This window comes from Taibaiella chishuiensis (genome assembly GCF_003014535.1).
In the GTDB taxonomy this organism is placed as follows: Bacteria; Bacteroidota; Bacteroidia; order Chitinophagales; family Chitinophagaceae; genus Taibaiella; species Taibaiella chishuiensis.
Genome location: NZ_PYGD01000001.1, coordinates 129,101 through 144,017 on the forward strand (window position 1 = coordinate 129,101; position 14,917 = coordinate 144,017).

At 50.5% G+C, this 14,917-nt stretch carries 11 protein-coding genes; all 11 read right to left on the reverse strand.

Features of this window, described 5'->3' with window-relative positions:
* Positions 1–828: 828 nt before the first annotated feature.
* Entirely contained in the window at positions 829–1,635 is an 807-nt protein-coding gene (locus B0I18_RS00540) for a hypothetical protein (protein WP_106520700.1), read from the reverse strand.
* A 79-nt stretch (positions 1,636–1,714) separates the two neighbouring features.
* Positions 1,715–2,536 (reverse strand): hypothetical protein, encoded by an 822-nt coding sequence (locus tag B0I18_RS00545; RefSeq protein WP_106520701.1) that lies wholly within the window; start codon positions 2,534–2,536, stop codon positions 1,715–1,717.
* An 838-nt stretch (positions 2,537–3,374) separates the two neighbouring features.
* Positions 3,375–3,575: a hypothetical protein gene (locus B0I18_RS00550; RefSeq protein ID WP_106520702.1), complete on the reverse strand. Its 201-nt coding sequence runs from the start codon at positions 3,573–3,575 to the stop codon at positions 3,375–3,377.
* A gap of 112 nt (positions 3,576–3,687) precedes the next feature.
* Positions 3,688–6,744 (reverse strand): efflux RND transporter permease subunit, encoded by a 3,057-nt coding sequence (locus B0I18_RS00555; protein ID WP_106520703.1) that lies wholly within the window; start codon positions 6,742–6,744, stop codon positions 3,688–3,690.
* Positions 6,745–6,790: 46 nt separating this feature from the next.
* The gene (locus B0I18_RS00560; protein ID WP_106520704.1) at positions 6,791–7,858 is read right to left on the reverse strand and encodes an efflux RND transporter periplasmic adaptor subunit; all 1,068 of its coding nucleotides are present in this window, start codon (positions 7,856–7,858) and stop codon (positions 6,791–6,793) included.
* A gap of 44 nt (positions 7,859–7,902) precedes the next feature.
* Positions 7,903–9,252, reverse strand: coding sequence for a TolC family protein (locus B0I18_RS00565; protein WP_106520705.1), 1,350 nt, complete (start codon positions 9,250–9,252; stop codon positions 7,903–7,905).
* A 60-nt stretch (positions 9,253–9,312) separates the two neighbouring features.
* Complete coding sequence (locus B0I18_RS00570; RefSeq protein WP_146146619.1) at positions 9,313–9,927, reverse strand: TetR/AcrR family transcriptional regulator; 615 nt, start codon at positions 9,925–9,927, stop codon at positions 9,313–9,315.
* 134 nt (positions 9,928–10,061) lie between these two features.
* The gene (locus B0I18_RS00575) at positions 10,062–12,170 is read right to left on the reverse strand and encodes a tetratricopeptide repeat protein (protein ID WP_106520707.1); all 2,109 of its coding nucleotides are present in this window, start codon (positions 12,168–12,170) and stop codon (positions 10,062–10,064) included.
* Between the two features lie 21 nt (positions 12,171–12,191).
* Positions 12,192–12,887 (reverse strand): class I SAM-dependent methyltransferase, encoded by a 696-nt coding sequence (locus B0I18_RS00580; protein ID WP_106520708.1) that lies wholly within the window; start codon positions 12,885–12,887, stop codon positions 12,192–12,194.
* A 21-nt stretch (positions 12,888–12,908) separates the two neighbouring features.
* The gene (locus B0I18_RS00585; RefSeq protein WP_106520709.1) at positions 12,909–13,640 is read right to left on the reverse strand and encodes a glycosyltransferase family 2 protein; all 732 of its coding nucleotides are present in this window, start codon (positions 13,638–13,640) and stop codon (positions 12,909–12,911) included.
* Entirely contained in the window at positions 13,641–14,741 is a 1,101-nt protein-coding gene (locus B0I18_RS00590; protein WP_106520710.1) for a DegT/DnrJ/EryC1/StrS family aminotransferase, read from the reverse strand.
* Positions 14,742–14,917 lie beyond the last annotated feature (176 nt).

Genomic DNA, 14,917 nt, shown 5'->3' on the forward strand with positions numbered 1-14,917 from the left:
CGACGAAAATCAACTGGTCCGTTTAATATCTCGCAGTGCCGCGGCGACCGCATAAAAATCCAGATGTCCCCGCAGGGGCTCCTGCAAAAGGACCCTGCAGAAGGCAAGGAACAACAGACAGCCTCTTCGCAACGTCCCTTACAGTAGCCGTCGCGACGAAATCAACTGGTCTGTTTAAGGGCTTGCGGTAGTGCGATGATCGCAGAAAAATTTAGATGTCCCCGCAGGGTCTCCTGCAAAGGGACCCTGCGGGAAGGAAGGACAATAGACAGCCCCTTCGCAACGTCCCTTCGCAGGAGACGTCGCGACCAAATCAAATTTAGATGTCTCCGCAGGGTCTCCTGCAAAGGGACCCTGCGGAAGGAAGGACAACAGACAGCCACTTCGCAACGTCCCTTCGCAGGAGACGTCGCGACGAAATCAACTGGTCCGTTTAATATCTCGCAGTGCCGCGGCGATCGCAGAAAAATCCAGATGTCTCCGCGGGGTCTTCTGCAAAGAGACCCTGTGAAAGGAAGGACAACAGACAGCCCCTTCGCAACGTCCCTTTGCGGGAGACGTCGCGACCAAATCAACGGATCTGATTAAGGACTTGCGGTGGCACGGCGATCGCAGAAAAATCCAGATGTCCCCGCGGGGTCTTCTGCAAAAGGACCCTGCGGAAGGAAGGACAACAGACAGCCCCTTCGCGACGTCCCTTACAGTAGCCGTCGCGACGAAAATCAACTGGTCTGTTTAATATCTCGCAGTGCCGCGGCGATCGCAGAAAAATCCAGATGTCCCCGCAGGGTCTCCTGCAAAGAGACCCTACGGGAAGGAAAAAGTCGATTATTCCATATCCCCATTGCCAATATACGGAACTCCCCGTTTGATCCTCCGGATCACCACAGGGAGCTCTTCGGCACCAAACGAACACCAGGCGCAGGTATTGACGGAGCCCCGCTTACGGGAAATCATACGCATTAGTTTACGCTCTTTATCATTAAGTCTTAGGCCCTGCCGTTTCAGTTGCACAAAGGCATCATACCCATACAACTGTTTTTCAGTATTGGTTGCCTGCAGCCAGGACAAAAGCGCCACCCGGTTGCGGTATTTAACCAGGCTGTCGGTTACAAGCCGTTCGTCCGGTACCGCGCCGCCAATGCCACACTGGTAACCGAATACAATGCCATCGCGAAACAATTGGGTAGTATCCATCGATGCTCCGGTGGTTTGTTTGAACCCCTGCTGCAGCTGCACGTAGTCTGCAACATCCCGGTATGCGCCCCGTTGTACGAAACGGATCGAATCGGGTTGTTCCTCATTACCGTTTACGACCTGCATCAGTTTACCTTCGATCATTTTATCTTTCCGGGTAATCACCCATAGTTGATATTCCTCATAAGGGTACTTACCTGCGGGAGCGGTGGGCAGGTAGTGGTCGTAGGTAAATATACCCTCTTTATAATCGCCGTAAAGGGTTCGATAATAAACGGTATCCAGTCCATCCTTTCCTACCCGGCGACCTGGCCGTCCTGCAAACTGCTTAAATGGAGAGAGGCCTTTGCTGGCCATCACCCGGTGCCATAGATCCAACATTTGCCCATGCGCAAACGCGGAATAAAACAGGCAAACCAACAGAATAAGGCGTTTCATAAGCGGGTTTTGATCAGTAATTATGCACAAACCATAAACAGTAAACGGGCAACAGGCTTTACCCTATCCGGGTATGGGGCTACCAGTCGTAGTTAAACAGTCCCGTCCGGTCTGCGACCTCCTTTGGCCTGTGCTTAACCTGGTGAATAATATGATGAATCTCCGGCCTTCCATGCCTGTAAGCTGCACAACTATTTATCGTTCCCTTCTTAGCCGAAATCTTTTTTATCAGATCCTGCTCAAAGCGTGTAATCGGGAGGCCTTGTCTTTTAAGCTGGTAACTGGCATCCAGGCCATATAGTTGTCGCTCCGTATTCGCAGATTGCAGCCAGGATAGTATTGCTGCTTTATCCTTATGCACAATAAGTGTATCCATCAGCACTCTTTCATCCGATGGCGTTGAGCCAAAGCCACAGCCATGACTAAACTCAATATTATCCCGGAGCAGCTCCGATGCTTTTATATCGGCCCCGAATGTCTGTCTGAAGGATCTGTGCAGCAGGCTGTAAGAAACGGAATCCTGGTAGAAAGCTCTTTCGGCAAAGCGCAGAGAATCCGGATCATCGGCAGCCTTTTTATTATCTTCCAACAACCTGGCATAAATAATTTTGTCCCGCCGGGTTATGACCCGGAACTGATAGCTTATTCTGTAAAGCCCGCCGGGCCTGGTATCGCCAACCCACCTATCATAAATAAAAAGACCTTCATAAAAATCGTCACACAGGGTACGGAAATAAAGAGTATCCAATTTATCCTTATCCTCCTGGTAGCTTTCCTGTCCTGTAAATTGCTTAAAAGGAGCAAGGTCCTTGCCTGCAAGTATTTGGTTCCACAAGCCTGGCGTTTGTCCGTGGACACGTAGCGTAGAAATAAGCACCAATAAGAGTATAAATTGTTTCATGGATAGTATGGTATAGCCGATACCATTCCAAAATACAAAAAATTGATTTGTTGCTCCGTAATGTAGCCTATATACATAAGCTATTCTGCACATTCCGTTCGCAACATCCCTTACAGTAGTCGACGCGACGAAATCAACTGATCTGATTAAGGACTTGCGGTGGCACGGCGATCGCAGAAAAATCCAGATGTCCCCGCAGGGTCTTCTGCAAAAGAACACCGTGGTAGCAAGGACAATAGACAGCCCTTCGCAACGTCCCTTTGCGGGAGACGTCGCGACCAAATCAACTGTTCTGTTTAAGGGCTTGCAGTGCCGCAGCGATCGCAGAAAAATTTAGATGTCCCCGCAGGGTCTCCTGCAAAGGAACCCTGCAGAAGGAAGGACAACAGACAGCCCCTTCGCAAAGTCCCTTACAGTAGCCGTCGCGACGAAATCAACGGATCTGATTAAGGGCTTGCAGTGCCGCAGTGATCGCAGAAAAAGGTTTTGATGTCCTCGTAGGGTCTCCTGCAAAGAGACCCTGCGGAAGGAAGGACAACAGACAGCCCCTTCGCAACGTCCCTTTGCGGGAGACGTCGCGACCAAATCAACTGTTCTGTTTAATATCTCGCAGTACCGCAGTGATCGCAGAAAAATTTAGATGTCCCCTCAGGGTCTCCTGCAAAGGGACCCTGCAGAAGGAAGGACAACAGACAGCCCCTTCGCAACGTCCCTTACAGTAGCGGTCGCGACGAAATCAAATAGAAAAAATTCTGCTGCTGCGTGTTTAGCCTGAATAAACATAAAAAACCGCCCTATAAGCGGCGGTTTCTATATTGCATATCCTATTACTGGCAGCCTACACCAATTGTGCAGCCAGGGTTTCGAAACTTTCTACCGCATGGAAGAAAGATTGCATCTCTTTATATTCATGCGTAGACAGGTTGATTACCGTAGTGCCGTCTACCGCCTCTGCGATGGAGATGATGCTGTCTTTACGGATCAATACCCTTAAGTGCTTGTCGTCTGTAATTGTTGTTATCTGGATAAAACCATTCATTGCTTTTGTTTTTTGTACAGAGATATAACAAGGTAACAGGCACAAAGTTGGATAGTTCCCCAACAAAAAGGACCGGCTGTTGACCGGTCCTTTTACCACTATTGCTAAAATATTACTCCGGTACGACCACCTCTACTTTAGGCGGCAGTAATTTATACACTACCGGCGTTACGATGCGCGACAGCAAGGTGGAACTGATGAGGCCACCGATCAGCACGATGGCCAGCGGGGCAATCAGTGGGTTGGTCGATATCGCGATGGGTATCAAACCACCGATGGCCGTAAGTGAAGTCAATACGATGGGCAGGAACCTGATCTCGCCCGCCTCGCGTATGGCCGTATCCAGGTCGCGGCCCTGCATCCGCAACTGGTTGGTAAAGTCGACCAGCAGGATGGTATTTTTAACCTCGATACCTGCCAATGCGATCAACCCGATAATGGCTACGAAGGATAAAGAGTTGCCGGTAAGCCACAGTGCGATAGCGGCGCCCACGATACCCAGCGGTATTACCGACAGTACGATCAGCGTGCTTTTAAAGGTCTTGAACTCCAGGATCAGCACGGCAATAAAAAGGAACAAGGTAACGATGATAATGCTGCCGAAGCCGCCGAAGGAGTCCTGCCGCGATTCCACCTCGCCCCCCATACCGTACTTATAACCGGCAGGCATTTTCATCTTATCCATCTTCGCTATGGTCTCGTTGATGATACGGTCGGCCAGGAAACCCTTTTTCACAAAGGCTTTTACGGCTACTACCCTTTGCTTCTCGTGGTGGTTAATGTTTACCGGCGACTGCTCCAGCTTCAGCGTAGCCAGCTGGTTCAGCGGCACCACACCGCCCTGCTGGTTGTTGACATAAAGATTATTGAGCACATCGAGATCGGGCCTGCCGGGCTTGCTGCGGGTTACTACAATGTTGTAATCGTTGCCATTGGCATCGTTATACTTGCCTACATCGAGACCGGCAATAGCCAGGCGCACCATACGGTCTATGTTTACGGTAGGCACGCCCAACATCTGCGCTTTCTCGCGGTTAATGGCAACGCGCATATCGCTCTTCAGGATGCTCATTGGGTTGTTTACATAGATTGTGCCCCCGATCTGCTTCAACAAGGTTTCGACCTGGCCGGCGATCTGCCGCAGGGTATCCATGTTTTCGCCATAGATGCGTACCTCTACCGGGGCAGTAATACCTGTACCCTGTTCAAAGTTTTTGAGCTCTACTTTAGCGCCCGGGTAAGGCGTCCAGCGTTTCTGGTATTTTTCGATCAGGGCCAGTTTTTCGGCCGGTGTGGTGTGCTTGTCGAGCTGTACAAAGATCTGGGCATAGTCGGAGCGTTCGTTCTCCTGCATCTCGTTGTAATAGATACGCGGGTTGCCCTTGCCTATGTTGGCGGCATAATACTGTACGGCTTTTTCATGCTTCAGTTCGGCTTCGATCTGCTGTGTGATCTTATTGGTATAAGCCAGGTTGGACTGTGGCGGCGTATTGATATTGATCAGGAACTGTGGTTTTTCAGAAGCAGGGAACAGGCTAAAGCCAATTACCTGGAAAAGATAAACCGAACCCGCAAAGATCAGTACAGCGATGACCACGGTTTGCCAGGGATGCTTCAAAGCCCGCTCCAGTAAAGGCGCATAGCTTTTATGAATGCCTTTTTTAAGCCCGCGCATAAAGATATTGCCTTCGGGATTACCCACATGTTCCTTGAGCAAACGGCTCGAAAGGAAAGGGATAACGGTAAGCGATACCAGCATGGAGGCCAGTACGGAGAACATAACCGCCAGCGGCAGGCTGCGGATAAAGTCGCCCGAGCCCTCGGGCATAAAGGCGATAGGCAGGAAGGCGATGATGAGCATAGCCGTACAGCCCATTACCGCAAGACCGATCTGCCTTGTGGCCTTTAAGGTAGCCTCCATACGCGAATGTCCTTCGAGCATCCAGCGTTCTATATTTTCAACCACTACGATGCTATCATCTACCAGCAGGCCCAGCGCCACCACAAGGCCCACGATACTGAGCTGGTTAAGGTTGTAGCCGAAAAGATTGAGCAGGATAATACCAATGGCCAGCGACAACGGGATGGAGATCATTACGATCAACGCAGGCCGCGAGCCCAGGGGCAACAAGGTTACGGCGACCAGCAGGATAGCAATCAGGAAGTCTTTGCCCAGGCCGCTGAGCCTGCTGTTTACATTATCGGCCTGGTCGAAATGCGCCACGAAGTCGATGTTCTGCGGCTGGGTCTTTTTGAACTTTGCGATTACGGGTTGATAGCGTTCCTGCGCGCTGCTGATATTGGCGCCGTCTTTGAGGGCCGCGGTTACGAATACCGCGCGGTGACTGTTGAGGCGGGTACTGTACTTCTCGTCTTCATAACCATAGTATACCTTGGCGATATCGCGCAGCAGGATGTTCTTGCCATTCATGGAGAAGACGATGGTCTGCTGAATCTCGTCGAGCGACTCGTAATTGCCGCTGGTCTTGATGTTGAAGGTTTTGTTGCCCGCATCGATACTACCGCCGGGTATATTGGCGATCTCGCTCTGCAGGTTGCCGATCACGGCAGTAACCGGTATATTCATCTGGGCCATCTTATCGAGGTCCAGCTCTACGCGTACCTGGCGGTCGGGCAGGCCGTGTATCTTCACGTTTTTCAGTTCGGGTATTTTCTCAAGGTCTTCCTGCAGATCTTCGGCATATTGCTTCAGGCGTTCGCGCGGTGCATTTTCCGAGATCAGGGCCATCTGCAGGATATTTACATCGGAGGGTTGCCACTTCTCTACCACGAGGCTATAGATCTCGCGGGGCAACTCGGCCTGCTTGCTGTTAACCAGGCGTACCACCTCCTGGTACTTGGCCTCTACATCGCTGCTGTATTTATAGTCTACGCGGATCACGGCAAAACCATCGCCGATCACGGTGCGCAACCTTTTTATATTTTCGAGCTGGTAAATTTCTTTTTCGAGCGGGTCTACCACCAGGTCTTCCATGTCTTTAGGACTGGCGCCGGGATAGATGGCCGTAACCGTGTACACAGGCGCATGCATCTCGGGGTCCTCGCTGCGGGGCATATTCAGTATAGTACTGATACCCAGTACCACGATCATGATCACGATAATGAGCGTGAACTGGTAATTCTTTACGGCGTAATCAGATATTTTCATGGACAGCTGTTTTTATTGCTGAATGTTTGCTTTCGGGATAAGGCGATCAGGGTATTACTTTAATGCGGCTTTTATCGTTGAGGTAAGCACTGCCTGAAATGATGAGCGACTGCGCATCTTCGAGCCCCTGCTGTATCCAGATGCGGTCTTTGTCCATACCGGCAATGGTCACCTTTATCTTTTGGGCCGTTTTGTTATCATTGGTTACGAATACATAACCGGTACTGCCATCGCCATCCAGCAGCGCATCGTAAGGTATGGCCCAGGCCGAGCCTGTAGTAGCGGTAGCTGCTGCAGCGCCCGTGCTGATTACGGCACGACCGTACATACCGCTGGCCACGGGCATGCCCTCGCCGGCATCGAGTTTGATATCGATAGCAAATGCGCCGGTATAGGGGTCTACACTTTCGGCACGGCGGAATACGATGCCTTTGTATGACTTGCCCGACACGGATTCTGAACTGACCACAGCCTTGTCGTTGACCCGGATGGCCGCCCAGTCGCGGTCGCTGACACCGATACGCAGGAACCAGGCGCCACTGCCCGCGCCGTTGGTTTGTAATACCGGTGTACCGGGACCAGCCACCTGGCCTTCATTGGCCAGTTTACGCAATACATAACCGGCACGGGGCGCCCTGATCTCAGAGTAACTGCGATTAAACTGTGCGGCCGATAACTGTTGCCGCGCCAGGTCCAGCGCCGTTTTGCTGTTTTGTAGTTGTTCGAGCGAAGCCACGCTATCCTGGTACAGGTTGCCGGTACGCTGGTGGTCGCGCTGGGCCTTTTCGAAGCCGGCCTTTGCCTGGCCTACCTGCGCATCGATCTCGGTAAGATTGAGCGTGGCCAGCAATTGCCCGGGCTTGATAGCATCGCCTTCTTTAACGAGTATCTTGTTGATAATACCGCCCGTCTTAAAGGACAGGTACACTTCATCGTCGGTGGTAAAGCGGCCCGAAGCCGTTACAGTACTGGCTGCCGTCGATTTATTGAGGGGCAACAGTTTTACCGGGATTACATCGGCAGTCGTAGTGGCAGGTTCTTCTTTTTTACCGCCGCAGGCCGCCAGCGTGATGGTGATGGCTGCGATCAGGGGTAAAATTTTTATGTATTGCATAAGCTATAGTTTATACCTGGGTCATTAGTATATAGAGGAAGAAATTAAAGGGGATAAGCAGCCTGGCTGCGTTCGAGGGCCGCCAGCGCGATCCAGATATCGGTGCGGGCTACGGCAAGCTGCAAGCGTGCGCCGGTAAGCTGGTTTTGGGCATCGAGCAGTTCGATATACAACAACTGTCCTTCTTTGTACACTTTGAACTGGTCGTTGTAATAACGCTCCGAAAGGCTGGCCTGGACCTGGGCATTATTGTAATTGGTCATGGCCGTATTGAGGTTATTGCGGGCCTGCGCCTGTTGCAGTTTAAGCGCCAGTTCGGTCTGGTCCAGCTGGGCTTGTGCTTGTTTCAGTTCGGCATCGGCCTGGCGTATTTTGGTATTGTTGCGGCCACCGGCAAAGAGGTCCCATTGCAAGCTGATACCACCGAAGTAATACAGCGTCTTACTGTCTACTTTAAAATTGAACGCCTGTGAACCCAGGTCCAGGAAGGCATTCAGCTTGGGTATACGGTTGCTTTGCTGCATATCTTTCTGCAGGGAGAAGGCCTGTTGCGCGGCTTTGATCTGCAACAGTTCTTCGCGCTGACCAACCCCTTCAAAGCTGGCCGGGGGCTGTGCCGACAGGGCTGTCGTGTCCAGTTCGATATCAGCCAGCAGGTCGCGGTTTAGCAGGAAGTTGAAGTACTGTTTGGCGTTCTTCACATTGTTCTGCTGTTCGTTGATCAGGGCTTCCGTCTTCTGGCCTTCGGCCTGGGCGCGGGTTAGCGCCGTGGCATTGCGCGAACCGTTGCGGTACAGGCTTTCGTTTACCCGTATGTTTTCGCGCACCAATGCCTGGGCCGCCTGGTAGATGGCTACCGCCTGCGTGGCCTGGTAGTAGCGGAAGTAAGCGGTTTTGATATCTTTTACCAGCTCCCTTTTATATACATTGATGGTTGCCTGCTGCCGGCTGATCAGCTCCTTACGGATCTGCTTGTTGTAACCGATCTCCATATTGACCAGCGGTAAGGTAGTATGCAGTTTGGCATCGTAAAAGTTACTGGGGTTAAGCAGTACGCTCTCGTTGCTGATCTGTGGGAAACGGTTGCTGGCCGTAAGCTGGTTGAGGGTGCTGTACACGGGATTCATGAGGTCGCCGATAGGCAGGTCGATGGTACGGCCGCCATCGGCCAGGGTGTAGTTGGCATTGAAGCTAACATTGGGCAGGTAGTAGGACCGGGCTTCCTGCAAGGCATACACGGCTTTATCAAGATTGAGCCACTCCTGCTTCAGGCCCTGGTTGCCGGCAAAGGCATCGCGAATGTACCCGTCCAGTACGGGTTGTGCCCCTGCTCCCGCCGAAAGGCTTAGTAAAGCGCCAAGGATCAGTTTTCTTTTTATAAATACTGTAAACATAATGAACAATGTTTAGTAAACAGGCAAAATTTTTTTAAAACGTCCCCCGCAGGGGACTGGTTATTGACGGATCATACGGAGAAACTCCTGTACTATATGTTGTACCATAGGCTCTACCGCCACCTCCTCGTTTTGTATTATTTTTAAACGGCAGCACAGGTTCAGCGACAAAATGCCGTGGCCCATAGCCCATACCGATAAGGCAGCCGTTGGCACATCCTTATAGCGCAGCAAGCCTTTGTCCATACAGCCCTGCACACAATTGATCAGGAAGTCGAAGGCCGACTGGCCGTTGGCCCAGTACTCGTCTTCGTCGATCACGTTCATCGGTGCTTTGTTGATGAACATCAGCGTGTAGAGTTCGGGCTGCTCGATACCGAACCGCACATAGGTTTCGCAAAGCTGCTCCAGGCGCTTCCAGGGGCTTTTACTCACCACCCTCTGTTCGAACAGGTCCAGCAATTGTTTGAAGGCTTCGCCCTGCACATCATAGAGCAGTTCGTCCTTGTCTTTATAATACAGGTAAATAGTGGCCGGGCTGTATTCGATCTTATCGGCGATATTACGGATCGAGGTTTTCTCATAACCTTCCTCTATAAACATAGCCAATGAAGCGTCGATAATACGCTGGCGCATCTCCTGCCGCTCTCTTTCTTTTCGCTCTGATATTCCCATAGTATACACTGCAAATTTACTGAACACTGTTCAGTATTTCCAAATTAATTGCTGCATTTATTTTTTGCCCCGGCTTTTTGATACAAAAAATGCCGGACCAGGTCCGGCATTTTTTTAGCGTAGGTTGCTGCGGGTTAACGGGCACCTGCCTGTTGTGCCGCAGCTGCGTATTTCTGTGCGGTAGCCATATCGCCCTGTTGCTGGTAAATGTAGGCCAGGGCCATATAAGCCTGTGGCGCAATATTGCCATCGAGTGCTAATGCTTTATTGAGGTTATCGATCGCCATCGGGTAGTTTTTCAACCCGGCATAGGCTTGTCCCAGGCCCAGCCAGCCTTCGCCCATCAGCGGATAGTCCTGGGTCATTTTTCCAAATACCTGCAGCGCCTTATTGAAGTCGCCGATTTGCATATATACACCACCCGCAGTACTTGCATTTTCGAGATCGAGCGACGAGATCGCGTAAGCCTTACCGATAGCCTCCGCTGCGCCGGCCTTGTTGCCGGTCTGGAAATAAGTAATCGCCAGGTTGCGCCAGTTTTCCACGTCTTTGGGATATTGTTGAACCGCCTTTACAAGCAGGGGCAGGGCTACCGTATCCTGGCCCGCCTTCAGGGCCTCGAAGGCCTTCAGGCCTTTCCGTTCGGGATCATTCTGCAGCACGGTGGTCAACGGCACGCCATCGGCCGACTCGATATGGATCGGGTTGTCGCCGGGGAAATAGCCATTCTGCAACTGTTCTTTATCCAGGAAGCGGCTCATAAATACGCCATAGTCCCAATTACTCTGGTTACGCTGGTAATACCGTACATAAACGAATTTAAAGGGTACCGGCGATATCTTCTGGTATTCGATAAAAAGCGCGGGCGCATTGGAAGCAATGATTATAGAATCGCCGGGCTTCCTGCCTGCCGCATCTTTTTTCAGCTTGTTTTCTACCAGCCAGTTCAGGGCGCCTTTCATAGAATTGAAGTAGTAATCGGTTTCGTACTCGCCGTACGCGCCCTTAATACCACCGGCCAGTTCGTTGAAGTAAACATATTCGTTGGGATAATTGGCAAACATAAACCGGGCGGGCAATGCAACCAGTACCAGCGTAACACCGGCAACGGCGTATTGTATCGCCTTTTTACCCGCAAACAGCTGCAGCAGGTAATCGTAAAACAGCGCTGCAAGTATAACGAACAAAGGCAGTACGAACAGGATATGACGCATACCGTCGTATACCACCGATTTCTTATAAATGATATATACTATGGGGAACAGCGCTGCGAAAGCCAGTAACAGGTAATACGTATGCTTGCTTGTTTTGGTCCACTTGAACAACAGGACCAGCGCCCCGATAAAGCCAATGAGAATATACAGCGGCATACCGATGCTGATCCAGCGGGGCAGGTATCCCGGGGGAATCTCCGTAGTCCGGATCTTCATACCCTCGTACAGTGTGCTTACATTAAGCGGATACGCACTCATTACCTTAACGGCATCTATAGGGTGACTGATCACGTCTTCGAGGGCATAAGGCCACCAGATACAGGCGCCGAGCCAGCCGATAATACCGGCTACTACCAGATGTTTGATAGACCCGGTAAATACCTTCGTGCCAAACTTTTTGGTACGCCATAGTTCTATAAGCCAGAAAAGGCCCAGATAGGCGATAACCAATATCCCACCCACACGCACACTGATCGCCAGGGCAATGGAAAGACCGAGTAATATAGTTGTTTTCCAGGAAGGGGTTTCCAGGTTTTTCAGCCATTTAACGATGCAGAGCAAGGCCGCCAGGTAACCCGTAGCGAAAGGAATGTCTTTGGGGTTATTGAACATTTCGCCGAAAATACGCGGCGTAAATACCATAAAGATCACCGTAATGATAGCGGCACGCCAACCGGCGAACTCCCTGGCCAGCAAACCTGCAAAAACAATACCCGCAAAACCGAAAATCATATTCCAGTAGTGGCGCAACAGGAACTCATCTTTAGGATGAAAGATATCGATCAGCATGGCGGCAAACCCATCGAAGAAACCACCGTACATCGCCTGGGTATTTTCGAGATAGGTACCACTTACCGCAGTTTTATCGGCACCGAAGGTCTTAAGGTAGTTCCATACGGAGGTACCGTATTTCCACTGGGTTACTTCATCGCCCGTAATCCCGTATTGCGGTACCATAAACAACATGACCACAAAAATGAGGGCGAGCAGGCCCCAGAAAATTTTTGGCAGATTTTTTTGATCCATCATAATTAAAAAGCAATTCCCGTTTTAGACCTTGGCCATATACAACCAGTCGCCGTCTATCTTACGGCACTCATAGCTGGGTAACTGGAACAGGCTGGATACGGAGTATTCGTTAGGAAAGAAATGAATATGCAGGTCGAGGGTATAAAAGTAATAACGCTGGCAGGGGGTTGCGATGATGATCTGTTTCCTGGCTACCCTTTTCATCTCTTCGATGGCTTTGGGCAGGTTTTTAAGATGCTCGATCGTATGCTGGCAGGTAACGATATCGAAAGACTTATCGGGAAAGGGCAGGGCTTCAACATTGCCCCGGCAATAGGTGGCGCGCTTCATAGGTACATCATCGAAAAAGTCGACACCGGTAAGCTCCAGCCCCGGGAAACGGTCGGCAACCAGGTCGAGCCAGTAACCACGGCCACAGCCGACATCGAGCATATTCGTCGCACCCGGATCCAGGTTTTCCAGGATATGATCGATTGTAGCCTGGTTCGTATCCGTAGGCCGGTCTTTAGACAGGTTGGAGGTGGTCCTGTAAATATCAGCGAACTCTTCGTCCGTCATGGTGCTGACATTTTTCTTGAAGTTCATCACTTTATCCAGATTACTATTCTTGAACCATATCTTAAAAAAAGGATACATAAACCAACGGCTATCCCTGATAACCGGCGGGATGCATTCATCCATTATGAAGCGTATCTTATTGGTTGTACTCCTTTTCATTTGTTGTATAAGAACAGGAACCTATTGCGATGCAGCGGATCCTCTTTTGTTTTTTCGTTTAAATTTATACATCACGCCCATCAGTATCCAGATATCTTTAAAGGCTTTGATCACCGTTTTGAAAGATGATCCCTTACTGACCCCATAGATACGCGGCAGGTATTTTGATTGTACTTCTTTAACCCCTACACCGAGATAAAGCAATTTCGAGCAAATCTCGGTTTCCACCAGGGAGCTTTTGAGCTGGAGGTCGAGCTGTTTCAGATGATGCTGCTTGATGATCTTCGACCAGTTCACATCTTTTATCTTAACACCCAGCAGGTATTCGTTCATTTTTTTATTGACCCAGCTCAGCCAGTTCCGGTAAAAACTATATACCGTATTTTCCTTGCGGTAAAAAGATACAAAGCTATCGGGGGCTACATAAGCAAAGGGGAGCAGTTCGTCCAGGTCGAACTGGCCGTCGCCCGCGGTGAGAAAAACATTTTCGTAACGCACATGCTCATAAAAGGAATTAATACCCATACCAATCCCTTTATTGGTAGCATGGATCACAGGCACCACCTGTTTATATTGTGCTGCCAGTTCGCGTATTGCCTCTGTGGATCCGTCCTTACTGCCATCATCAACGATAATCAACTCATACTCCGAAGCAATAAGCTCCAGGTTGCGCAAGGCCTTCTCGGCAACATCCCTGATTGTTTTTACTTCGTTGTAACACAATAGTCCAACGGACCAGCTTTGCTTTTGCATTTAATTATAGGCGTTAATGGCATCAATTACCTGTTGCACGGCATCGTCTTTCAGCTCTGCATAGATGGGCAGCGACACGCAATGCTCCGCCAGGTATTCGCTGTTAGGAAAATCGCCTTGTTTATAACCCAGGTGCGCATAGGCTTTCTGCAGGTGGCAGGGTACCGGGTAGTGTAGTCCGGGGTAAATATTTTTGCTGTTCATGTACTGCATAAAATGCTCGCGGTCGGCTACCGTAACCACGAAAAGGTGGTAGGACGAATCGGCCCATTCGGGCATCGCCTGGAAGGTGATTGCCTTATTGGTAATTTCGGTTTTGTAGCGGGCGGCGATCTCTTTCCTGCGGTTGTTCCAGCCGTCAATGTATTTGAGCTTCACTTCGAGTATCGCGCCTTCAATACCGCCCATGCGCCAGTTATAGCCGATCTCGTCGTGGTAGTAACGTACGGTGCTGCCGTGGTTACGCAGGCTGCACATGCGTTTGTAATAATTTTCGTCGTTGGTAATTACACCACCGCCTTCGCCGAAGGTGCCCAGGTTCTTACCCGGGTAGAAGCTGAAGCAACCCATGTGCCCGGTATTGCCTACATGCCGGCCTTTATAGTAGGCCCCATGCGCCTGCGCACAGTCTTCGACCAGGTACAGGTTATGTTTATCGGCAATGGCTTTTACGGCGTCGATATCGAAGGTTTGCCCGTAGAGGTGTACGCCGGCAATGGCTTTGGTTTTCGGGGTAATTTTTGCTTCGATCAGGGCAGGATCTATTTCCCAGGTATCGCTGGTACAATCGACAAAAACCGGGGTAGCACCGGCATGCGACACGCCCCATGCGGTAGCGATAAAGGTATTGGCCGGAACGATCACCTCGTCGCCGGGACCGATATTGAGGGTTTGGAAGGCCAGCTGCAATGCAATGGTACCGTTACTTATACCGACAGCGTATTTTGCGCCGGTCCACGCGGCAAATTTCTCTTCGAAGGAAGCGACAAAAGGCCCACCGGAAAAAGCAGTCTGATCCATTACCTTTTCCATAGCCTGCCAGGCTTCTTCTTTGATCTGCAGGTACTGTTCTTTAAGGTCTAAAAAATTAATGCGTTGCATGCAGCGGCTCTTTATATGTTATTATTGGTTTGCTGAATAAATAATCGTCCAAAAATAATGGAATTCTTCAAGATACCTTGGCCGCAGGGCAATTTTGCCGGTTTTTTTTTGCCCCATGCCTCACTGCATCTGCATAAATGAAAAAGATCCGCAGCGACAGCCACGGATCTTTACCT